Source organism: Streptomyces sp. NPDC006711, assembly GCF_042869775.1.
Lineage (GTDB): Bacteria > Actinomycetota > Actinomycetes > Streptomycetales > Streptomycetaceae > Streptomyces.
Map to the genome: position 1 here is coordinate 36,848 of NZ_JBIAGO010000021.1, position 20,355 is coordinate 57,202.

Below are 20,355 nucleotides of genomic sequence, written 5' to 3' on the forward strand. Positions count from 1 at the left end.
CACGTCATGAGCGACCAGTACCCGTATCAGCAGCAGCAGCAGCAGCCGCAGCCGCAGCCGCAGCCGCAGCAGCCGCAGCAGCCGCAGGCTCAGCCCCAGCCCTCGTACGACCAGCACGGCCAGCACGGCCAGTACGACCAATACGGCCAGTACGACGAGTACGGGCAGCCCGTGCCGCAGCCGCCGTTCCCGTACGAGCCCCAGCCGGACCACCAGCAGTACACGCAGACGTGGGAGGGCCAGACCTGGGACACCCAGTACCAGCCCACGATCCCGCCCGCGCCGCAGCAGGAGGACCCCGCACCGTACCGGCCGCGACATGCGCAGCCGTGGCAGGAGAGCGGGCAGGACGGCACGGGTGCGGGGTACGCCGGGGCGGGGACCACGTCCGTGCCGTTGCCGCCCGAGGTGCCGATGGCGGCGTCCGGGCCGGGACGGGCGCCGGTGTACGAGCCCGCCGCGCGGCCGGGTGCGCACGCGGCGCCGGGTGCGTCCGGGGACGCGGGCGTGGCCGAGGCGCCGGGTCTCGGGCCGGGGGCGGCCGGGGACGGTGCGTCCGGCCTGTCCGGCGCGTCCGGTGTGCCCGGCGTGTCCGTTGCTTCCGAGGGGGCCGGCGCGGATCAGGCCGGGTCCGGGGTGCATCGGGCCGACGGCGGCGCAGGGGCCGCGGCGGCCGGTGCTGGTGCCGATGCCGGTGCTGGTGGGCCCGCCTACAGTCCGCCCACCACGGTCGGCAACGCGCGCGTCACCGACGCCCAGCGGGCCCGCGCGGAGGGGCGTTCGCCCATCATCGCGCCCGGCATGCGGCCCGCCGCGCTGACCGCCGTGCTCGGCCTGCTCCTCGCGGTGGCGGCGCCGGCCGGCCCGTACGCCCTGGTCGTCCCCCTCATCGCCCTCCAGGCGGTGACCGCCGCCGGCTGGTTCCGCCTGAATGGGATGTGGCCCGCACGGCAGGGCATCGCGCTGGCCTTCGCGGGCGCGCTCGTCGCCGATGTCGCGCTGCTCGCGCTCGGCCGTGAGCACGCGCCCGCCGCGATCCTGGGCACGCTCGGCGTCTGGGTGCTGCTCACCCTCGTGATCCAGCTGCGTTCGCACGCGGACCCCGACGAGCGGATGTACGGCCTGATGGCGACGGTCGCCTCGACGGCGCTCGCGATCCTGGCCGGCGGGTACCTCGCGGCGCCGCCGCATGCCGTGTCCGTCGGCGCGGCGGCCGTGGCCGTGGCGGCGCTGGCCCGGGCGCTGCCGCTGCCGTCGGCGGCCTCGGTGGCGGTCGCGCTGCTCGCGGCGGCCGGCGCGGGCATCGCGGTCGGCGGCCTGACGGGCATCGGCGCGGCCGGCGCCCTGCTCGGCCTCGCGGCCGGGGCCTGCGCGCTGATCGGCCTGCGGGTCGCCTCGTACGACTATCCGTCCCGGTTCGTCCACATGACGGCGGGCGTGGCGCTGCCGCTCACGGCGGCCGTGCCTGTGCTGTATCTCATCGGACGCGCCGTGGCCTAGGGAACCGGGGTTAGGCTCGCGATCGTCGTTCTGGGGGTTGATCAGCGGAGCCGGGCGCCGGGAGAGTGGCCGCCGGGGCCCGGTGCGGGGTGCGCGTACGCGACCGGCGGTGCGCCAACGGCGACAAGCGACACGCGAGTAGCGGCACGCGAAAGCGACACACGACGCACAACACACGACGCACAACACACGACACGCGACAAACGACACACGAACGTCGAAGGCCGAGTGGTGGCCGACTGGTGGGGGACACGTAGGCAATGCGCGCACTGCGAATCATTCTGATCATCGTGATCGTGCTCGGCGGCATCTTCGTCGCGGCGGACCGCATCGCGGTGAACCTCGCCGAGTCGAAGGCGGCCGACAAGATCAAGAGCAGCCAGCACCTCGGCTCGACGCCTGACGTGGACATCAAGGGCTTCCCCTTCCTGACCCAGGTCGCCGCCAAGGAGCTGGACGAGGTGGACGTCTCGCTGTCCGGCGTGACCGCGACGGCGGGCGGCCACTCGGTGAACGTCACCGAGGTGACGGCGGAGCTGTACGCGGTGCGGATCAACAGTTCGTTCTCCTCGGCGGTCGCCGGGCGGGCCGAGGGGGCGGCGCAGATCTCGTACGCCGACCTCTCCAAGGCCGCGCCCAAGGGGGCGACGGTGGGGTACGCGGGTGCGGAGCGCGCGGCGAAGGGCCAGGTCAAGGTGTCCGGGCCGCTCACCGATCTGCTGGAGGGCCAGGGCGTGACGCTGCCGGCCCCGGTCAAGGCGCTGCTGCGGGGGCAGACGGTGTCGGCGTACAGCACGGTGTCCCTGAACGGGTCGGGGATGGTGCAGCTGCGGGCGGAGTCGCTGCCGACGTTGCCGGTGCCGGGGTTCGAGCAGCGGTTGCGCAAGGCGGTCGACTACGAGCTGAAGATCGACGGGATGCCGTCGAGCATCAAGCTGGACAAGGTGACGGCGTCGGAGTCGGGTCTGCGCTTCTCGGGCAGGGGCACGGACGTCCCCCTGGCGGGCTGACGCCCACACCCCCTCGGGGCCCACCCGTCCCCGCACCCTCGGAGGGGTTGCTCCTCCGAACCGGGGTGGGGGTGCGGGTCGCTCGCGACGGGTTCCTTGGGGTGGATCGCTCCTCCGGTCCGGGGTGGGGGTGCGGGTCGCTCGCGCCCAGGGTGCCTTGGGCGGGTTGCTCCTCCGGTCCGGGGCGGGGTGCGTGTTCTGCGCGTCCGGGGCCCTTGGGCGGGTCGGGTCCTTCGACCCGGCGGAAGGTGCGCGGCGGTCCTCGCGCTGTGGGCCCTGGCTCCGGGTCGGGTCCTGACCCGGAGCTGGGGGATGCGCAGTTCCCCGCGCCCCTGGGGTTGGGGCGGCTCGGGTGTGGGTGCGGGTGGTGCGGGGTTGCTCGCGCAGTTCCCCGCGCCCCTGTAGGGCGTCCGGGGTTGCCCTGGCGACAGCCGGCGAGGGGGCGCAGCCCCCAGAGGGGTCTGGGGCGAAGCCCCAGGGGTCGGCCTCTTCGTTTCCCTGTACGGCGGGCGGGTGGGTGAATCCCCCGGGGTTTGGGGCGGAGCCCGAGGGCTGGCCCTTCGTTTCCTTGCACGCGTGGGCGGGTGATGAATCCGTTGGGGGTTGGGGTTGAGCCCCAGGGGTCGGCCTTTTTGTTCGGCTGCACGGGTGGGCGGGCGGGTGAACCCCTGGGGTTTGGGGCGGAGCCCAGGGGGGGGCAGGTTTCCGCCACCTTGCACGGGTGGGCGGGTGGGTGAACCCCTGGGGTTTGGGGCGGAGCACCAAGGGGGTGCACGTTTCTGGCTTCCTGCACGGGTGGGTGGGTGGGCGAACCCCCGGGGTTGGGGCGGAGCCCCAGGGGGTGCCTCCTCCGCGCGGTGGCCACCGCCCCGCGCCCGCCCCCTGACCGGATGGTGAGACGGTGGGGTCCGCAGGGCAGATGCGGTGGGGCGGAGACGGACCCGGGGCTGGCCCGGGCGGGGCAGGAAGGGCCGCCGCGTATCAGGATGCGGATGATCGAGTCTCAGCATGCGACACCCCGGTGACACACCCCGCACGCGTCCCTACGATCGGACGCATGAAGCGACAGGCGGACCTCACGAAGCGGCGGGCAGTAGACCTGTGCCGCGTCGCCGCCATGCTCTGTCGCCCCTTCTGAGCGGGACGCTCAACTCCCGCGTTCCCCGGGCCACTTGGCCGTTCAACGGCCGCCCCGGCCCGCGCCGCGCAGGCGAGCCCCAGACGCGTACCCGCAACCGCGTACCCGCACCCCCGCAACCGCGTACCCGCATCGCCGCCCCCGCAGACTGCCCCGGAGGAGATCAACATGAGCCGCAGCGACGTCCTGGTAGACGCCGACTGGGTCGAGGCCCACATCGACGACCCGAAGGTCGCCATCGTCGAGGTCGACGAGGACACCTCGGCCTACGAGAAGAACCACATCAAGAACGCGATCCGGATCGACTGGACCAAGGACCTCCAGGACCCGGTCCGCCGCGACTTCATCGACCAGGAGGGCTTCGAGAAGCTCCTCTCGGCCAAGGGCATCGCCAACGACACCACGGTTGTCCTGTACGGCGGCAACAACAACTGGTTCGCGTCGTACGCCTTCTGGTACTTCAAGCTCTACGGCCACCAGGACGTCAAGCTCCTCGACGGCGGCCGCAAGAAGTGGGAGCTCGACTCCCGCGACCTCGTGGACGGCGACCAGGTCCCCAGCCGCCCCGCGACCCAGTACAAGGCGAAGCCGCAGGACGCCTCGATCCGCGCCTTCCGCGACGACGTCGTGAACGCGATCGGCACCAAGAACCTCGTCGACGTGCGCTCGCCCGACGAGTTCTCCGGCAAGCTGCTCGCCCCGGCCCACCTCCCGCAGGAGCAGTCGCAGCGCCCGGGCCACGTCCCGTCCGCCCGCAACATCCCGTGGTCGAAGAACGCCAACGACGACGGCACCTTCAAGTCGGACGACGAGCTCAAGGCCCTGTACGAGGCCGAGCAGGTCGACCTGGCGAAGGACACCATCGCGTACTGCCGCATCGGTGAGCGTTCGGCCCTGACCTGGTTCGTGCTGCACGAGCTGCTTGGCCAGGAGAACGTCAAGAACTACGACGGCTCGTGGACCGAGTACGGCTCCCTCGTCGGCGTGCCGATCGAGCTCGGCGCCAACAAGTAACCCCGCACAGCCCGCGCAGCCCCAGCCGTACCCGACCGTAGACCGTAAGGAAGAACCCATGTGTGGAGCGAAGGCCGGCGGCCCCGACGCCTTGACGATCAAGCCCGGTGAGACCACGATCCAGGGCCAGGTGACCCGCGACGGCGAGCCCGTCACCGGTTACGTGCGCCTGCTCGACTCGACCGGCGAGTTCACCGCCGAGGTCCCGACCTCGGCCACCGGACAGTTCCGCTTCTACGCGGCCGAGGGCACGTGGACCGTGCGCGCCCTGGTGCCGGGCGGCAGCGCGGACCGTACGGTCGTCGCCCGGACCGGTGGCCTCGCCGAGGTCGCCATCGCCGTCTGACCGACGGCAGCAGTACCGCAGTACCGCAGTAGCCGGCCGAAGGGCCGCACCCCGGGGGTTGGACGCCTTGGAATGGGGTGCGGCCCTTCGTGCCGTGCGGGGCCGGGCCACCTCGTACTTCGGCGTATCGGGCCGGGCCCCTTGGTCGTACGCTGGATGCATGTTGGCCCGGCGTCGGCGCGGCTATTTCTGGATGATGGGCGGCTGCATCCTGCTCTTCGTGTCCGCCTGGGGCTTCGTGCGCCTGTGGTCCGTCCCGGCGGCCGTCGGAATGTGCGTCGTCGCCATGGTCATCCCGCCGGTCGCCGCGATGATCGCCAACCGGCGCGGGCCCGATGACCGCTGGTGGGACGACCCCTCGGGCGACCCGAAGTCCGACGAGTGGTGGGACGAGCTGGACGGCAAGAAGCGCCGCCCGTAGCCGTACGCGAGCCGTAGGCGACCCGTACGCGGCGGATCGGCGCTCAGTACACCAGCGCCTGCACGCCGTCCGCCATGATCTCCTGCACGAACACCTGCGCCCCCGCGATCCGTACGCCCTCCAGGACGTCCTGCTCCGTGATCTCGCGGCGGGTCGCGCACTGCGTGCACAGGGTGATCCGCCCGCCCGCCTGGACCGACTCGATGAGATCGGGCAGCGGCGCGGCATGGGGAAGCTCGAATTCGGCGGCCCGGCCCGGCAGGGCGAACCAGGACGACTCACCCGTCAGCCACAGCGACACCTCCACCCCGCTGGCCACGGCCACCGCCGCCACGGTGAACGCCTGCGAACACCGCTCGGGCGCGTCGGCCCCGGCGGTCACCTTGATCACGAGCTTCTGCTTCGGCATATGCCGAACTGTAATCCGCCGGGCCGCAACCTCCCCCGGTGGCTGTGGGTCTGCTGTGTGGCGCGGTGACGCATCCGCTCCTGACGCCATGCCAAGTCCTGTGGAGGACGCGTGAGTTCAACGGAAGAGCCGCCCGGTATGTCCGGGCCGGACCCGAAGGCGCCACCCGTGGTGGCACCCGAGCCGGATCCCCCCGGCCCCGGCACCGCGTCCGGACCGGATGCGTCCCTCATAGGGCCCGTCGCCGAGCCCGCCGCCAGGCCCGGGGCCGTGGCCGCCGCGCGCCCGGGCCGTCGCCGTGGCCGTACCGCCCTGATCGTCGCGGGCGCCGCCGCGCTCGGCGTGCTGGCGGGCACCGTCACCGGGTACGCCGTGCAGTATCAGAGGCCGCCGACGCCCCTGGTGCCACTCGCCCAGCGGGACCTGGCCCCGTCGACGACCTCGCCGGCGGACAGGAAGACGACGGCCCGCACCATCTCCGCCGACCGCTGGGACGAGAAGACGGACGGCGATCCGCGCCTCCTCCTGATGCCGAAGCCGGACGGCGCGAAGACCGAAGCGGGGCCCGACTGGCAGGATCTGCCGTCCGTGTCGGCGGGCTACGAGTCTCCCGACGGCGCCTTCCAGGACTTGTTGAGGGTCGGGTTCCGGCGCTGCGCCAGGACGTCCTGGTCCCAGGGCGGGGTGTACGTCGAGATCACGCTGATGCAGTTCCACGACGACACCTCCGTCGACTCCAAGTCCTATGTCCGGCGCCAGAAGGACTACATGCAGAAGCCGGAGTACGCCGGGAACGCCGGCAAGCCCATCCCGGACAGCGCCGAAGGGCGCGTCTACGTGTACGACAGGCCGCACACCAAGCCTGGTTACCAACCGGTGTACAGGGGGCGCGCATTCGCCTGGCGCGACGGCACGTACATGGACATCCAGTACGAGAACGCCGCGGGGACCGTATCGGAATCGGCCCTTCAGGCCCTGGCCAAGCAGCAGTTGGAGCGACTGTGAACGAGCACGAAAGGGCCGCCGCCGAGCCGGTCCCCGCCGTCACCCCCGAGCCCGCCGAGCCCGACGGGGCCCTCACATCCGAGGCCCCGGCGCTCGCACGCCGTAACGGCCGCGTCGTCCCGCTCGTGTCGGGGGCCGTCGCACTCCTGCTCGTCGCCGGGGGCGCCGTCTGGGGCCTGGCCAAGCTGGGCGAAGCGGACCGCAATGCCCCGACCGTCGTCCAAGCGATGCCGAAGGGAACCCCGGCGCCCGCGCCCAGAGCCTCGGTCTCCGCGTCGGCCGGGCTCGGCGACAAGCTGCTTCCGCTGCCCTTCACCTACGAACTCGGTCCAGACATCGGGGAGTTCGGCAACGACACGGTTCTCGACACCCAGCGGTCGATCGCCCTCCTGAAGGAGGGTGGCCGTCACCTGCCTGCCGACATGCGGGCGGAGAGCGACGAGATCATCGACAACCTGAAGATCAAGGCGATCGCCATGCGCAGCTACGGCGAGGGCCACTTCGTCGTCGAGATGCGGCTTTCGCAGATGCAGAACATGGAGGCCGTCAAGGACATGATCGAGGTCCAGAAGAAGACCGGGCGCGACAGCAAGGCCCTCCGCGTCGGTCCGGAGATCAAGGGTCACGCCAATTCCGTGTGCCTGCTCCTGCCCGAGCACGACGGGATGAAGCTCGACGCCATGTACTGCACCGCGTACGAGGGCGACATCATGGTCAACGCGTACACCTACGGCCCGGCCCCGCTGGACACCGCCGACGCGGCCACTCTGCTGCGCAGGCAGCTCGACCTCATCGCGTCCCCCGGGGAGCCCGTGTGAGTGACTCGACCGACCAGCGCGCAGCAGCGGACACAGCCCCGGCCCCGGTCACGCCGGAAGCCATAGCGCCCCCGCTTCCGGAGACGCCGGCCGCCCCCAAGGACCGCCGCGTGCTGCGGGCCGTCCTGCGGTGGACGGCCGCCGCGGCCGTCTTCGCGGTGCTCGGCACCGGCGTCGCGTACGGGATCACCGAGCGGGAGCGCACGGATGTGCCCGGGCTCTCCACCGAGAGCGACGGCCGCTGGGAGTATCCCCGGCTGGTCAGGCCCGCCCTGCCCGCCGGGGCCGCGCTGCCGTTCGCCGTCGAGAACCCCGGCCGGATCCACTACGCCGACCTGGAGCGGCTGTTGCTGCCCGCCCCGGTGGGGTCCGTGCCCGACCCCACGCTCAAGGGGGACAGGAGCCGTATCTCCACCGACCGGTTCTTCCAGGAGTTCGGCGCCGACCGCGAGGTCTCCAGCATGCGGCACGACCTCGCCACGGGCGGCCCCGTGCAGATCGCGGCCCGTGGCTGGACCATGCCGGACGGCACCGCCACCCGTATCTACCTGCTGCGCTTCCACAGCGTCGGGTACCAGACCACGTTCACCTCCCAGCACCTCCCGGACGCGAACGTGGCCCCTCCGGTCCTGAAGGACGTGGAGGGCAAGTCCGTGTTCGACCAGGACTACGTCTCCCGCGTCCCGGACGTAGGGCACGACGTGTACGTGGAGCCGGCGCCGACCGGGCCCGTCCAGGTACGGCACGCCTACCTCATGGCGGGTGACATCCTCGCCCTGGTCATCCAGTCACGGAAGGGATCCGCCCCCGCCGTCCCCTTCCACCAGACCACCGTCCTCCAGGAACAGCTCCTGGGCTGACCCCCCCCGCGTCACCCCGCCGTGCCACCGGCGGCGTACCTCACAGAGAGGGCCGCGCTCCCACCCATTAGGCTGGGGGCCGGCCCTGTCCGCCCCGAACCCGCTGCTGCGAGGAGCCCCCCGTGCTTGAGGCTGTTTTCTCCACCCTCCTTGTCCTGGTCTGCGTCGGCGTCCTCGCCTTCGCCGGTCTGACCGTGAAGAAGCTGTACCAGGGCCAGCGCTGACCCCCTGCCGTCGTTAACGAAGAGATCGCAGCCTCATGATCGAGATTCCGTCCGACCTCCACCCCGACCTGGTCCCCCTGGTCTTCCTCCTCGGTACGTGGGAGGGAGCGGGCGTCACCGACTTCCCGGGTGCCGAGAAGGCGAACTTCGGGCAGTCCGTGACCTTCTCCCACGACGGCCGTGACTTCCTTGAGTACGTCTCGCACTCCTGGATCCTGGACGCCGAGGGCAACAAGGTGAAGCCGCTGGAGTCCGAGTCGGGCTACTGGCGCATCGACAAGGACCGCAAGGTCGAGGTCGTCATGGTCCGCGACCAGGGCATCGTCGAGGTCTGGTACGGCGAGCTCGCCCACCAGAAGCCGCAGATCGACATCGTGACGGACGCCGTCGCGCGCACCGCCGCCTCCGGCCCCTACACCGGTGGCAAGCGCCTCTACGGCTACGTCAAGAGCGACCTGATGTGGGTCGGCGAGAAGGCGACGCCCGACGTCGAGCTCCGTCCGTACATGTCGGCGCACCTGAAGAAGGTCGTCACGCCGGAAGAGGTCGCGGAGATGGCGCGCGGACTCGGCGATCTTCCCGATGACGGGATCGCCTTCTTCAAGTAGGTCTCCTTCTTCGAGCAGGTCTTACGCTGGGGGCGTGGTGACCACCGACTGGCAGAGCGACCTCCGCAGGCGCGGCTACCGCCTGACGCCCCAGCGACAGCTCGTCCTGGAGGCCGTGGACGTGCTGGAGCACGCGACGCCCGACGACATCCTCACCCAGGTGCGGAAGACGGCGGGCGGCGTGAACATCTCCACCGTGTACCGGACCCTTGAGCTCCTGGAGGAGCTGGGTCTGGTCTCGCACGCCCATCTGGGCCACGGTGCCCCCACCTACCACCTGGCCGACCGCCACCACCACCTCCATCTGGTGTGCCGCGACTGCACCGAGGTGATCGAGGCGGACGTGTCGGTGGCCGGTGACTTCACCGCGAAGCTCAGGGACACCTTCGGCTTCGACACGGACATGAAGCACTTCGCGATCTTCGGGCGCTGCGCCGAGTGCGCCAAAAAGGCCGAGGGCGCCGGGTCGTAGGCTTGCCCGTATGAAGAGCCCTCTGCTGTCCCAGGCCGGCGCCGTCCCCGCCGAAGGGCGCGACGACGGCGTCGCGGCGCACTACGGCGACCTGTTCCGCGAGCAGCGCGCGCTCGCCGGCGGTACCGGACTCGTGGACCTCTCCCACCGGGGGGTCCTCACCGTCACCGGCGACGACCGGCTGAGCTGGCTGCACCTGCTGCTCACCCAGCACGTGAGCGACCTGCCCGCCGGGCAGGCCACCGAGGCGCTGGTCCTGTCGGCGAACGGACACGTCGAGCACGCCCTGTATCTGGTGGACGACGGCGCCACGGTGTGGATCCACGTCGAGCCCGGCACCCAGGGCGAGCTGATCGCCTACCTGGAGTCGATGAAGTTCTTCTACCGGGTCGAAGTGGCCGACCGCACCGGCGAGTTCGCGGTCGTCCACCTGCCGGCCGGTTCCATCGCCGAGGTGCCCGACGGGGTGGCCGTGCGCGAGACGGCGTACGGCCGTGATCTGTTCCTGCCCCGCGCCGACCTGGAGAAGTACGCGGCCGGCGCCGGCCCGCTCGCCGGGATCCTGGCGTACGAGGCGCTGCGGGTCGAGGCGCACCGGCCCCGGCTCGGCTTCGAGACCGACCACCGCACGATTCCGCACGAGGTGGGCTGGATCGGCTCGGCCGTGCACCTCCAGAAGGGCTGCTACCGGGGGCAGGAGACGGTCGCGCGCGTCCACAACCTGGGCAAGCCCCCGCGCCGCCTGGTCTTTCTGCACCTGGACGGCAGCGAGGTGCTGCTGCCCGGTCCCGGGACGCCGGTGCGGCTCGCCGCCGACGGCGCCGAGGGGCGTCAGCTCGGCTTCGTCACGACCTCGGCCCGCCACCACGAGCTGGGTCCGATCGCGCTGGCCCTGGTCAAGCGGAACGTGCCGGTGGACGCGGAACTGCTCGCGGGGAACACGGCGGCGGCCCAGGAAGTCGTGGTCGAGCCGTAGCCGGGTTCCGCCTGGGCTCAGACGTCGACGATGACCGTGAACGGGCCGTGGTTGGTGAGGGACACCCGCATGTCCGCGCCGAAGCGGCCCGTCTCCACCCGGGCGCCGAGCGCCCGCAGCCGGGCCACGACCTCGTCGACCAGGGGTTCCGCCACGTCGCCCGGTGCCGCCGCGTTCCAGGTGGGGCGGCGGCCCTTGCGGGCGTCCCCGTAGAGAGTGAACTGCGAAATCACCAGCAAGGGCGCATTCACGTCGGAGCAGGACTTCTCGCCCTCAAGGATGCGAACCGACCACAACTTGCGGGCGAGCTGCGCCGCCTTGTCCGGATTGTCCTCGTGTGTCACGCCGACCAGGACACACAGGCCCTCGCCCGTGATCTCGCCGACCGTCTCGCCCGCCACGACGACCTTCGCGCCGTCGACTCTCTGCACCACCGCTCGCATGTGGCCCAACTTATGCCACCGGCGCGTCCGGATTCCGAGCGGCTGAACGGGTGCAGTGCGCCTGCACCCGCCGTACCCGGAGTGGCACGATGCGTGCAGGCGGTGCTTCCCCGGGGTCCTTCGGGCCCAGGGAGACCCCATGCACCGGTCGAGGGGACGGAAAGACGCATGAGTACACCAGGCGCCGGGCGATCGTCCGGTCCCGTATCGCTGACCCGGACCAGCCCGCGTACCGCCGTGCGATCCCCCATGCGATGGGCGGGCGGCGCCCTGCCGCTCCAGCGCGAACACGACCTGGCCGGGCTCCGGCTGGCCGAACTGCGCGCGCTGCGCCGCCAGTCGCAGCGCGACGAGGCCGACCTCAGCTATGTGCGGCGGCTCCTGCACGGCCGGATCGACATCCTGCGGGCCGAGCTCGCCCGGCGCACCGGGCCGCAGGCGCCGGTGGTGGAGCGGCTTGCCGAGATCCTGACCGACGCGCCCTCCTCGCACCGGGCCTCGGCCCGCCACGTCACGCTGTCCGCGCCGCGCAGCGAGGAGTACCGCGTCCTGGCCGCCGAGATGGACGCCGAGGTCGAGCTCTCCGACCTGGCCGCCCGTACGGACGAAGAGCTGCACACCGCGACCGGCCGTCTGATCCGCTACGAGCAGCAGGTCTCCCGGCGCCGCCAGGAGCTCCAGCGCACCGCCGACGATTGCAGTGCGGAGATCGCCCGCAGGTACCGTGATGGGGAAGCGCAAGTAGACGATCTGCTCATCTGACCCACCGACCGGAAGCGATCCTTCCGGGGCGGGTCATCTGCCCCGGAAGGCCGCCCCATGACCGCCGTGTCCCCGACGTCCCCGATATCCCAGGTCGCGTCCCCGATACCCCCGGTCCTCGCCGAGGTCGTCCGTTCGGGATTCGTCGAGGGCCATCACCGGGGCTCGCTCGTGGTCCTGGCCGCCGACGGCAGCGTCGAGTTCGCGCTCGGCGACCCGGCGGCTCCCGTCTTCCCCCGCTCCTCCAACAAGCCGATGCAGGCCGCCGCCGTGCTGCGGGCCGGGCTCGACCTGTCCGGGGAGCGCCTGGCGATCGCCGCCGCAAGCCACTCCGGCGAGGGCTTCCACCTCGATCTGGTCCGCACGATGCTGGCCGAGCACGGACTGAGCCCGGACGACCTCCAGACCCCGCCCGACCTGCCGCTGGACGCCGCGGAGGCCGAGACGTACCTGGCCGCGGGGCACGTCCGCGACCGGCTCACCATGAACTGCTCCGGCAAGCACGCGGCGATGCTCGCCGCCTGCAAGCTCAACGGCTGGGGCCTGGGCACCTACCTCGACCCGGCGCACCCCCTCCAGCGCCTGGCCCACGACAGCGTCGAGGCGGCCGCCGGCGAGCCCGTCGCCTCCGTCGGCACCGACGGCTGCGGCGCTCCCCTGATGGCGATCAGCCTCACCGGCCTCGCCCGCGCCTTCCGTACCTTCGCCACGGCCGCCCCGGACACCGTCGAAGGCCGCGTCGCCGAGGCGATGCGCGCCCACCCCGAGTACGTCGCCGGTACGCGCAGGCCCGACACCTGGCTGATGCGCGAGGTGCCCGGCGCGCTGTCGAAGATGGGCGCCGAGGCCGTGCAGGCCTTCGCGCTCGCCGACGGCCGCGCGCTCGCCTTCAAGGTCGACGACGGCGCCATCCGCGCGCTCGGTCCGATCCTGGCGCGTGCGCTGCGCCTGATGGGGGTGGACGCGCCCGCAGTGGAGCGGATCGGCCGCGCCCCGCTGTTCGGCGGGGCCGCCGAGGTGGGCGAAATCCGCGCGACATTCTGAAGCGGGGCCGCTTAGCGTGGCGGCCATGAGCTTCCCGGCCACGCCCGACATCGAGGTCCGTACCGTCGCCGAATCCGAGTTCGCCGCCTGGATGAAGGCGATGAGCACGGGATTTCTCCAATCGACGCCGCCGCGCGAGGACTACACGCGGGACCTGATGGCCCACACCGACCTCGGCCGGGTGCGCGGCGCCTTCGACGGCGGCCGGTGCGTGGCCACGTTCCGGTCCTTCGCGCAGGAGCTGACCGTGCCGGGCGGGGCCGCGCTGGCGGTGAGCGCGGTCAGCGCGGTCACCGTGGCGCCCACGCACCGCAGGCGCGGGCTGCTGTCCCGCATGATGGCGGCCGAGCTCGCCGGGGCCCGGGAGCGCGGCGAGCTCGCGTCCACGCTGATCGCCGCCGAGTACCCCATCTACGGCCGGTACGGGTACGGGCCCGCGACCTGGCTCACCGAGTGGGAGATCGACACGGCCCGCACCGGCCTCGACCCGCACTGGTCGCGCCCGGAGTGCGGCGGCCGGGTGGATCTGGTGGACCCGGCCGAGGCGGCCGAGCTCGGCGCCGAGGTGTTCGAACGTTTCCGGCCGTTCCAGCCCGGCGCGATCAACCGCGACCGGCGCTGGTGGGACCGGACCACCGGCGTCGTGCGGCGCGACGCGACCTGGACCGAGCCGTTCTTCGCGGTGTACCGCACGGCCGATGGCGACCCGGCCGGGATCGTCGCGTACACCGCCGACGAGCGCTGGAGCGATGCCAAGCTGCCCGAGAACACGGCGACCGTGCAAGGCCTGATCGGGCTCACCCCGCGGGCGGACCGCGCCCTGTGGCACTACCTGTGCTCCATCGACTGGATCCGCACCGTACGCACCGGCTACCGCGCGCCCGACGACCTGCTGCCCCTGTTCTTCCCGAACCCGCGCGCCGCCAGGATCGTGACCCACAGCGACTTTCTGTGGCTGCGGCTGCTCGATGTCGCCGCCGCCCTTGAGGCCCGCGCGTACGACGACGAGGGCGGCTGCGACATCGTCCTTGAGGTCGAGGACGCCACGGGCCTGACGGCGGGCCGCTTCCTGCTGGAGGCGGACCGCGGCGGCGCCCGCTGCGTGCCCACCACGCGGGAGGCCGAACTGGTCCTTGACGTACGGGAGTTGGCGTCCCTGTACCTGGGCGACGAGTCGGCCTCGCGGCTGCTCGGGCTCGGCCGGGTCACCGAGGCCCGGGCGGGCGCGGCCCTGCGCGCGGACGCCCTGTTCCGCACGGCCCGCCGCCCGTGGTGCCCGGACATGTTCTGACCGGCCGCCGCGACGGGGGCGCGGGCGGGCGTGCGTGTGGCTCGGGTGTGTTCGGGCCCTGCCCGGCCCCTGCTCAGGCGGGGCGGGGTCGGTTGGCTCAGGCGGGGGCGGGGTCGCGTGTGGGCTGTGCGGGGTTGGCTCGGGCGGGGTCGCGTGTGGGCCGTGCGGCCCATCCGTTGGGGTAGCGCGCGTCATCCGGGGCCAGGCGCTGGGTGATCCGGTCGAAAAGGTCCTCCAGCGGGGTGCCGAGCTCGCGGCCGAACTCGGTGAGGCCGTAGGTGACTTGGGGCGGTGTGGTCGGCTCGACCTTGCGCCAGACCAGATCGTCCTCGACGAGCGCGCGCAGCGTCTGGGCGAGCATCTTCTCGCTGATGCCCTTGATGCTCTCGCGCAGCTCATAGAACCGGAGGTCGTTGCTCCGCAGCGCGATCAGGACCCAGATGCCCCATCTGCTGGTCACGTGGTCGACGACCACCCGCGCCGGGCAGTCGGTGTGAAACACGTCATACCGCCGCTCGGGAGCGACCGGGCTGAGCTGCGCGCCTTCCGTCATGGCAGGAGCTTACCCAGAGGTATGCCCTTACCGATAGTTAGCCCGAACTCCTAACGTGCGGACCACGGAGATCGACGCGGCGCGGGAGCACACCGCACACGTCGCACCTACCGCACCTACCGCACGTGTCACACGCGTCGCACGTATTCGCGCGCATCGCAGAGAGAAGGAGCTTTCATGATCGTGGTGACCGGGGCCACCGGAAACATTGGCCGGCCGTTGACGCGGGCGCTTGCCGAGGCGGGGCAGCGGGTGACGGCGGTGTCGCGGCGCCCGGCCCAGGTGCCCGACGGGGTACGCCACGTGGTGGCCGACCTGAGCGACCCCGCCGGACTCAAGCCCGCGCTCGAAGGCGCCCGGGCCCTGTTCGTGCTGCTCTCCGGCGATCTGCACGCCGCCGGAGCCGAACCCGCCGACATCATCGGCGAGGCGGCGGCCGCAGGCGTACGCCGCGTGGTCCTGCTGTCCACGCTCGGCGTGTCGACCAGGCCGTACGGACGGACGCGGATCGCGATGCGCGCCCTTGAGGACACGCTGCGGGAGAGCGGCCTCGAGTGGGCCGTCCTGCGACCGGGCGGCTTCGCCTCGAACGCGCTGTGGTGGGCCGAGTCCGTCCGTACGCGCCGGACGGTGGCCGCGCCCTTCGGCGACGTCGGGGTGCCGGTCGTCGACCCGGTGGACATCGCCGAGGTCGCGGCGGCGTGCCTCGTCGAGGACCGGCACGCCGGTGGCGTGTACGAGCTGACCGGACCGGCGGTCATCACCCCGCGCGGCCAGGCCGAGGCCATCGCCGCCGCGCTGGGCGAGCCCGTACGGTTCCACGAACTCACCCGCGAGGAGGCGAAGGCGGGCATGACCGCCACGATGCCGGGGGAACTCGCCGACGACACGCTGGACATCATCGGCTCCCCGAACCCGGCCGAACTGCGCGTCAGCCCGGACGTCGAGCGCGTCCTCGGCCGGCCGCCGCGCCCGTTCGCCGCGTGGGCGGCCCGCAATGTGGCGGCGTTCCGCTGAGCGGCGGCCGCCCCAGCGGGGTTCGCCCAACCCGTCAGCGGGGTTCGCCGAACCAGCGGCCGAGCGCCGTTTCGAGGCCGACCGTGCCGGCCCAGCACACATAGCCGTCGGGCCGGATGAGCATCGGCTCGGTGGCGGCGCCTCGGCCCGCGACGTCCACCCGGTCCGACCAGGGCTCGGCGGCCTTGGCGAACGCGTCGTCCGGGTCGAGCAGGACGCCCCGGCCGGACCGCAGGAGTTCGTGCGTCCGGGTCGTGCCGAGGTCCAGGTCCGGTACGGGGCGGCCGGTCAGCGGGTGGCCGCCGTCGAGGTCCGGCATCGGGTAGCGCAGAGCCATCCCCGACATCAGGCCCCCCAAATGGCGCTGTACGTCCGGGAGTTGGACGAGCTCCGTGAAGATCGCCCGGGCGGCCAGCACACTCGGGTCGCGGGTGCCGGCCCAGTCCATCAGGAGGCTCTGGGCCCGTACGTTGCGCAGGACGGCGGCGCCGGCGGGATGGCGTTCCGCGTGGTAGGTGTCGAGCAGGCCATCGGGCGCCCACCCGCGCACGGCCGCGCCGAGCTTCCAGCCCAGGTTGAACGCGTCCTGGAGCCCGGTGTTCATGCCCTGCGCCCCGAGCGGGAGGTGGACGTGGGCGGCGTCGCCCGCGAGGAACACCCGCCCGTGCCGGTAGCGCTCGGCCAGGCGCGACGCGTTGGTGATGCGGCGCGCGTAGCGCAGTTCGAGCAGCCGCACCCGGGCGCCGAACACGGTGCTCAGACCACGGCGTACGTCGTCCTCGGTCACCGGTGTGTCCCTCGGCAGCGACGACTCGCCGGGCCCGCCGAGCACCAGCCGGTGCATCGGCCTGCCCCGGTCGTCGGTGCCGAGCGGGAAGAGCGCCGCGAAGTGTCCGTCCTCGTTCCAGGTGTGCGTGGCGACCGCGTCGGCGCCGTCGAGGCGTACGTCGGCGGCCGTGGTCGTCAACGTACCGGGCTCGCCGGGGAACGCGGCACCCAGCAGCGACCGTACGGTGCTGTGGGCGCCGTCGGCCGCGACGAGGTAACGGCAGCGCAGGGCGGCGCCGTTGGCGAAGGTGGCGGTGACCCCGGACTCGTCCTGAGTGAGCCCGGTCAGCTCGTGCGCCCGCCGGACGTGCAGGCCGCGCGCGGCGAGGTGGCGCTCGAAGAACCCCTCGATCACCACCTGCGGCACGGACCGCCAGGGCAGCCGGTGGGCGGCGAAGGGGAGCGGTATCCCGGCGAAGTGGCCGGAGGCGGTGGGATGGTCCCCGGTGGCGAGGAGCGGTTCCAGCAGCCCCCGCTGGTCGAACGCCTCCAGGGTGCGCGACTGCACGCCGCCGGCCTTGGACAGGTCGCTGCGGCGCGGCAGCCTGTCGACGAGGGCGGCCGAAACGCCGGCCGTGAGCAGTTCGTTGGCGAGCGCGAGCCCGGTGGGCCCCGCGCCGACGACGAGGACGTCGGTGGGGGTGGGGGTGGGGGCGGAAGTGTTGGGGCCGGGGTGGGTGTGGGTGCCGGGGTCGGCGTCCATGGGGTCTCCTTGGGGGGTTGGGGGTCGGGGGCTGGCTCCGTCGAGCAGGGCAGGACCAACCCTCCGCGTGCCGTCCCCGACCGCCCCTCAACCACCCCGATTCCGGCGCGACTTGACACCGGATAGCCTCGGCCCAGTGGAATCCGACTTTGACGACCTGGACCGGCGGCTCGTACACGCCCTGCAAATCGACGGCCGCGCCCCGTTCAGCGCCATCGCCGCCGTACTGGGGGTGTCGGACCGTACGGTCGCCCGCCGCTACGCCCGGCTGCGGTCGACCGGGGCGGTACGGGTGCTCGGCGGGGTCGACGCGACCGCGCTGGGCGCCGATGTGTGGCTGCTGAGGGTGCGGTGCGCGCCGGCGGCGTCCGTGCCGGTCGCCGAGGCGCTGGCCCGGCGGGCCGACACGTCCTGGGTGAGCCTGAGTTCGGGCGGCACCGAGGTCACGTGCGCGGTCCGTACCGAGAGCGAGGCGGACAGCGAGGCGCTGCTGCTCGCGAAACTCCCGGGCACCCCGCGTGTGGAGGGCGTGACCGCGCACTCGGTGCTGCACGCGTTCTACGGCGGCCCGGACAACGTGGTCGGAAAGCTCGGATCACTGGACGAGGAGGAGGCGGAGCGGTTGCGTCCGCCGCGAGCGCCGCGTGCGGCGGGACGGATCCGGCTCGACGACGCCGACCGCGCGCTGATCGCCGTGCTCGCCGCCGACGGCCGGGCCGGGTACGAGGAGCTGGCCGGCGCGACCGGCTGGTCGCCGACGACGGTCCGGCGCCGGGTGGCGCAACTGCGCGCGCACGGGGTGCTCTACCTCGACATCGACGTGGACTGGCGCATGTTCGGCGTACGCACCAGGACTTTGCTGTGGCTCTCGGTCGCCCCGGCCCACCTGGAGGAGGCGGGCCACGCCCTGGCCGGCCACCCGGAAGTGGCCTTCGCTGCCGCCACGACGGGCCCGGCCAACCTGTACGCGAGCGTGGTCTGCGCGGACCAACGCGCCCTGTACCGCTACCTGACCACCCGGGTGTCCGCCCTCCCCTCCATCACCCACCTGGAATCGGCCCCGGTGATCAGAACGGTCAAGCAGGCGGGGAGCCGGTGGGGGCGGGGGTCGGGGGCGTACGGCTAGGGGGTGCGGCCGACGGGGCGGGGACGGATCAGCGGGGTGTGGGCGGCGGCGGCGTGGGGGCGGCGGCGAGCAGCAGCCCGGCGAAGGCCACGGCGGCGGCCGCCTGGTACCCGACCCACACCTCGCCTCCAACACCGCTGCCCCGCCGGGCCAGCAGGAATCCGACGGCGGCGGTCACGACCCAGCCGATGTCGTAGGCGGCCATGAGCCGCAGGCAGGTGCGCGCGGACCGGTCGCGCACACGGCGGATCTCGATGCCGCCACACGCCAGCAGGGCGACCCCGGAGACGGCCATCAGCCAGCCGGACACCCCCAGCAGACGGCCGAGCGGGGCCGCGCCGGCGAGGTAGACAGCGGCCAGCACCACTTTGAAGACGCCGTCACCGACAATCCCGGCCAGTGTCCAGCGTGCCGCCGTAGGCACCACGGCCCGCGTCATGAGCACCCCTCCCTGAGCATCGGCCTGCGTCTCTCCAGGGCGGCCGACGCCTTCGCCCGCCATTACCGCCGCACCTGCGACGCCCCGGACGCGCTGCCCCATCTGTCGCTCCAGATCACGCTGCTCGACATGGCACTGCACGACCCGGACCTCGGAGCCCGCCTCGCCACGTCCGTCCGGGGGCAGGAGGAGCACCTGGTCGCGCTGTTCACGGGGCGAGCGCACAACGGCACCGTGGTGACGCGACCTCAGGCCCAACGCCTGGCAACCGCCCTCAGAGCCCTGTTCGTGGGCCTGGGCCAGGGCATCCCGCTGGGCCTGGCCCCCGGCGCCGACGAACACTTCTTCGCGACCGCGGCCCGCGCGTTGGCATCGGGCCTGACCCGCACGGATGCGGACGCGGACGTTGACCCGGGCGCGGACGTGAGTACGGACGCTCCATGACGACGTGCCGACGTGCCGACGTGCCGACGTGACAATCCCGTGGCCCGGGCTCAGGGCGCCCCGGTGGGCTTCGTCCTGGTGGGGGTGTGCCGGCTGGGGATGTCGCGCGGCGGTTCCCAGACGGAGCAGTCGTGGGCGAAGAGCACACGGCGCGGGTCGAAGTCGCAGAGCCGGTTCAGCCAGTGCCGATAGGGCGGAAGCGGTTGCTCCACGCCGTGCAGGGCCGCGTGGTGGGCCAGGTGCTCGGACGCGAAGTCCGAGGCGAAGTCGTGCGCCTGGCCGGCCAGGACCACGGTGCCGTCGCCCTGCCGCAGGACCAGCGACTGGTGCCCCGGAGTGTGCCCGGGCGTCGGAATGATCCAGACCTCTGGCCGGATCTCGGTCTCGCCGGCGATCTCCTCGTAGGTCGCGCCGGGGAAGTCGACCAGCTCGGCGAAGGTGTAATCGCCCCGACGGGCCGCGGCCAGCTCGACGTCCTGAACCACGATGGGCGCACCGCCCAGGAGGGGGTTACCGCCGCAGTGGTCGAAGTGCAGATGGCAGTTCACGACCAGGGAGATGTCGTCGAGCGCGACCCCGGACGCGGACAGGACGTCCTGCAACGCGCGGCGCCGGGGCCGGTAGTGCGCTTCGGTTTCGGGGTCCCCTGCACCGATACCGGTGTCGAAGAGGATGAGCCCGTCGGGGTGCCGCACCAGGTAGGCAAGAGCGGGTTCGACCCTGGGTTGGGTCCCTCCTGTCTCCGCTGCGGGTCGGACGAAGTACCCCAGATCCAGTCGGCGCACCGCCATGTGCTTCCCCATACGGCCATCCTGGCCGGGCCACGACGGCGGCAGCCAGCGGGTCCGCCGACAGCGGAACCGCCGGGTGCTCCCGTGGGGGCCGCGGGGCCCGCGTGACGCAA

General features: G+C 72.6%; 22 protein-coding genes and 1 pseudogene. 17 read left to right on the forward strand and 6 right to left on the reverse strand.

The features are described from left to right. Positions 1–6: 6 nt before the first annotated feature. From ACFYM2_RS30235 to ACFYM2_RS30255, 5 genes are all read left to right on the forward strand, one after another. Complete coding sequence (locus tag ACFYM2_RS30235) at positions 7–1,500, forward strand: hypothetical protein (RefSeq protein WP_388840653.1); 1,494 nt, start codon at positions 7–9, stop codon at positions 1,498–1,500. A 260-nt stretch (positions 1,501–1,760) separates the two neighbouring features. After that, positions 1,761–2,510, forward strand: coding sequence for a DUF2993 domain-containing protein (locus ACFYM2_RS30240; RefSeq protein ID WP_388461058.1), 750 nt, complete (start codon positions 1,761–1,763; stop codon positions 2,508–2,510). Between the two features lie 1,306 nt (positions 2,511–3,816). Then, positions 3,817–4,662 carry a sulfurtransferase gene (locus ACFYM2_RS30245; RefSeq protein WP_359002974.1) on the forward strand — a complete coding sequence of 282 codons (846 nt, stop codon included), beginning with the start codon at positions 3,817–3,819 and terminating at the stop codon, positions 4,660–4,662. A gap of 58 nt (positions 4,663–4,720) precedes the next feature. Next, complete coding sequence (locus ACFYM2_RS30250) at positions 4,721–5,008, forward strand: DUF1416 domain-containing protein (protein ID WP_388840656.1); 288 nt, start codon at positions 4,721–4,723, stop codon at positions 5,006–5,008. 160 nt (positions 5,009–5,168) lie between these two features. Next, entirely contained in the window at positions 5,169–5,429 is a 261-nt protein-coding gene (locus ACFYM2_RS30255) for a DUF3099 domain-containing protein (protein WP_350231732.1), read from the forward strand. A 43-nt stretch (positions 5,430–5,472) separates the two neighbouring features. Here the strand turns inward: ACFYM2_RS30255 and ACFYM2_RS30260 are convergent, their stop codons facing one another. Further along, a complete protein-coding gene (locus tag ACFYM2_RS30260; RefSeq protein ID WP_359002976.1) occupies positions 5,473–5,838 on the reverse strand; it encodes a DsrE family protein in 366 nt (121 codons plus the stop codon). A 111-nt stretch (positions 5,839–5,949) separates the two neighbouring features. On the opposite strand from ACFYM2_RS30260, the gene ACFYM2_RS30265 reads away from it, so the two are divergent. The 6 genes from ACFYM2_RS30265 (at position 5,950) to ACFYM2_RS30290 (ending at position 10,801) form a co-directional block, all read left to right on the forward strand. Beyond that, a complete protein-coding gene (locus tag ACFYM2_RS30265; RefSeq protein WP_388840659.1) occupies positions 5,950–6,843 on the forward strand; it encodes a hypothetical protein in 894 nt (297 codons plus the stop codon). After that, a complete protein-coding gene (locus ACFYM2_RS30270) occupies positions 6,840–7,661 on the forward strand; it encodes a hypothetical protein (protein WP_388840662.1) in 822 nt (273 codons plus the stop codon). Before ACFYM2_RS30265 ends, ACFYM2_RS30270 begins: the two co-directional genes overlap by 4 nt. After that, complete coding sequence (locus tag ACFYM2_RS30275; protein ID WP_359002982.1) at positions 7,658–8,521, forward strand: hypothetical protein; 864 nt, start codon at positions 7,658–7,660, stop codon at positions 8,519–8,521. The genes ACFYM2_RS30270 and ACFYM2_RS30275 overlap by 4 nt, the downstream gene beginning before the upstream one ends. Positions 8,522–8,780: 259 nt before the next feature. After that, the gene (locus ACFYM2_RS30280; protein ID WP_359002984.1) at positions 8,781–9,353 is read left to right on the forward strand and encodes an FABP family protein; all 573 of its coding nucleotides are present in this window, start codon (positions 8,781–8,783) and stop codon (positions 9,351–9,353) included. Between the two features lie 34 nt (positions 9,354–9,387). Further along, positions 9,388–9,825: a Fur family transcriptional regulator gene (locus ACFYM2_RS30285; RefSeq protein ID WP_388840665.1), complete on the forward strand. Its 438-nt coding sequence runs from the start codon at positions 9,388–9,390 to the stop codon at positions 9,823–9,825. Positions 9,826–9,835: 10 nt separating this feature from the next. Beyond that, positions 9,836–10,801 (forward strand): folate-binding protein, encoded by a 966-nt coding sequence (locus ACFYM2_RS30290; RefSeq protein WP_359002988.1) that lies wholly within the window; start codon positions 9,836–9,838, stop codon positions 10,799–10,801. A gap of 17 nt (positions 10,802–10,818) precedes the next feature. On the opposite strand, the gene dtd is transcribed toward ACFYM2_RS30290, so the two are convergent. Continuing rightward, positions 10,819–11,244: a D-aminoacyl-tRNA deacylase gene (gene dtd, locus ACFYM2_RS30295; protein WP_359002990.1), complete on the reverse strand. Its 426-nt coding sequence runs from the start codon at positions 11,242–11,244 to the stop codon at positions 10,819–10,821. 168 nt (positions 11,245–11,412) lie between these two features. Here dtd and ACFYM2_RS30300 point away from each other — a divergent pair, with 168 nt between their 5' ends. From ACFYM2_RS30300 to ACFYM2_RS30310, 3 genes are read left to right on the forward strand one after another with little or no spacing between them, the layout of a single operon-like run. Next, a complete protein-coding gene (locus ACFYM2_RS30300; protein WP_388840668.1) occupies positions 11,413–12,006 on the forward strand; it encodes an ABC transporter substrate-binding protein in 594 nt (197 codons plus the stop codon). A 57-nt stretch (positions 12,007–12,063) separates the two neighbouring features. Continuing rightward, positions 12,064–13,050: an asparaginase gene (locus tag ACFYM2_RS30305; RefSeq protein WP_388840671.1), complete on the forward strand. Its 987-nt coding sequence runs from the start codon at positions 12,064–12,066 to the stop codon at positions 13,048–13,050. Between the two features lie 25 nt (positions 13,051–13,075). Then, positions 13,076–14,341 (forward strand): GNAT family N-acetyltransferase, encoded by a 1,266-nt coding sequence (locus ACFYM2_RS30310; protein ID WP_359002996.1) that lies wholly within the window; start codon positions 13,076–13,078, stop codon positions 14,339–14,341. A 97-nt stretch (positions 14,342–14,438) separates the two neighbouring features. On the opposite strand, the gene ACFYM2_RS30315 is transcribed toward ACFYM2_RS30310, so the two are convergent. Beyond that, positions 14,439–14,894, reverse strand: coding sequence for a winged helix-turn-helix transcriptional regulator (locus tag ACFYM2_RS30315; RefSeq protein WP_388461043.1), 456 nt, complete (start codon positions 14,892–14,894; stop codon positions 14,439–14,441). A gap of 177 nt (positions 14,895–15,071) precedes the next feature. On the opposite strand from ACFYM2_RS30315, the gene ACFYM2_RS30320 reads away from it, so the two are divergent. Further along, complete coding sequence (locus tag ACFYM2_RS30320; protein WP_359002999.1) at positions 15,072–15,911, forward strand: NAD(P)H-binding protein; 840 nt, start codon at positions 15,072–15,074, stop codon at positions 15,909–15,911. A 34-nt stretch (positions 15,912–15,945) separates the two neighbouring features. Here ACFYM2_RS30320 and ACFYM2_RS30325 read toward each other — a convergent pair whose 3' ends face one another. Beyond that, entirely contained in the window at positions 15,946–17,442 is a 1,497-nt protein-coding gene (locus tag ACFYM2_RS30325) for an FAD-dependent monooxygenase (RefSeq protein WP_359003001.1), read from the reverse strand. Positions 17,443–17,578: 136 nt separating this feature from the next. Between ACFYM2_RS30325 and ACFYM2_RS30330 the strand changes: the two genes are divergently transcribed. Further along, positions 17,579–18,568 carry an Lrp/AsnC family transcriptional regulator gene (locus tag ACFYM2_RS30330; protein ID WP_388840675.1) on the forward strand — a complete coding sequence of 330 codons (990 nt, stop codon included), beginning with the start codon at positions 17,579–17,581 and terminating at the stop codon, positions 18,566–18,568. Between the two features lie 28 nt (positions 18,569–18,596). On the opposite strand, the gene ACFYM2_RS30335 is transcribed toward ACFYM2_RS30330, so the two are convergent. Further along, a complete protein-coding gene (locus tag ACFYM2_RS30335; protein WP_388840678.1) occupies positions 18,597–19,007 on the reverse strand; it encodes a hypothetical protein in 411 nt (136 codons plus the stop codon). A gap of 21 nt (positions 19,008–19,028) precedes the next feature. Between ACFYM2_RS30335 and ACFYM2_RS30340 the strand changes: the two are divergent. Continuing rightward, positions 19,029–19,451: pseudogene (locus ACFYM2_RS30340) on the forward strand (TetR/AcrR family transcriptional regulator); the annotation flags it as partial. A 50-nt stretch (positions 19,452–19,501) separates the two neighbouring features. Here ACFYM2_RS30340 and ACFYM2_RS30345 read toward each other — a convergent pair. Then, positions 19,502–20,254 carry an N-acyl homoserine lactonase family protein gene (locus ACFYM2_RS30345; RefSeq protein WP_388840681.1) on the reverse strand — a complete coding sequence of 251 codons (753 nt, stop codon included), beginning with the start codon at positions 20,252–20,254 and terminating at the stop codon, positions 19,502–19,504. Positions 20,255–20,355: the final 101 nt, after the last annotated feature.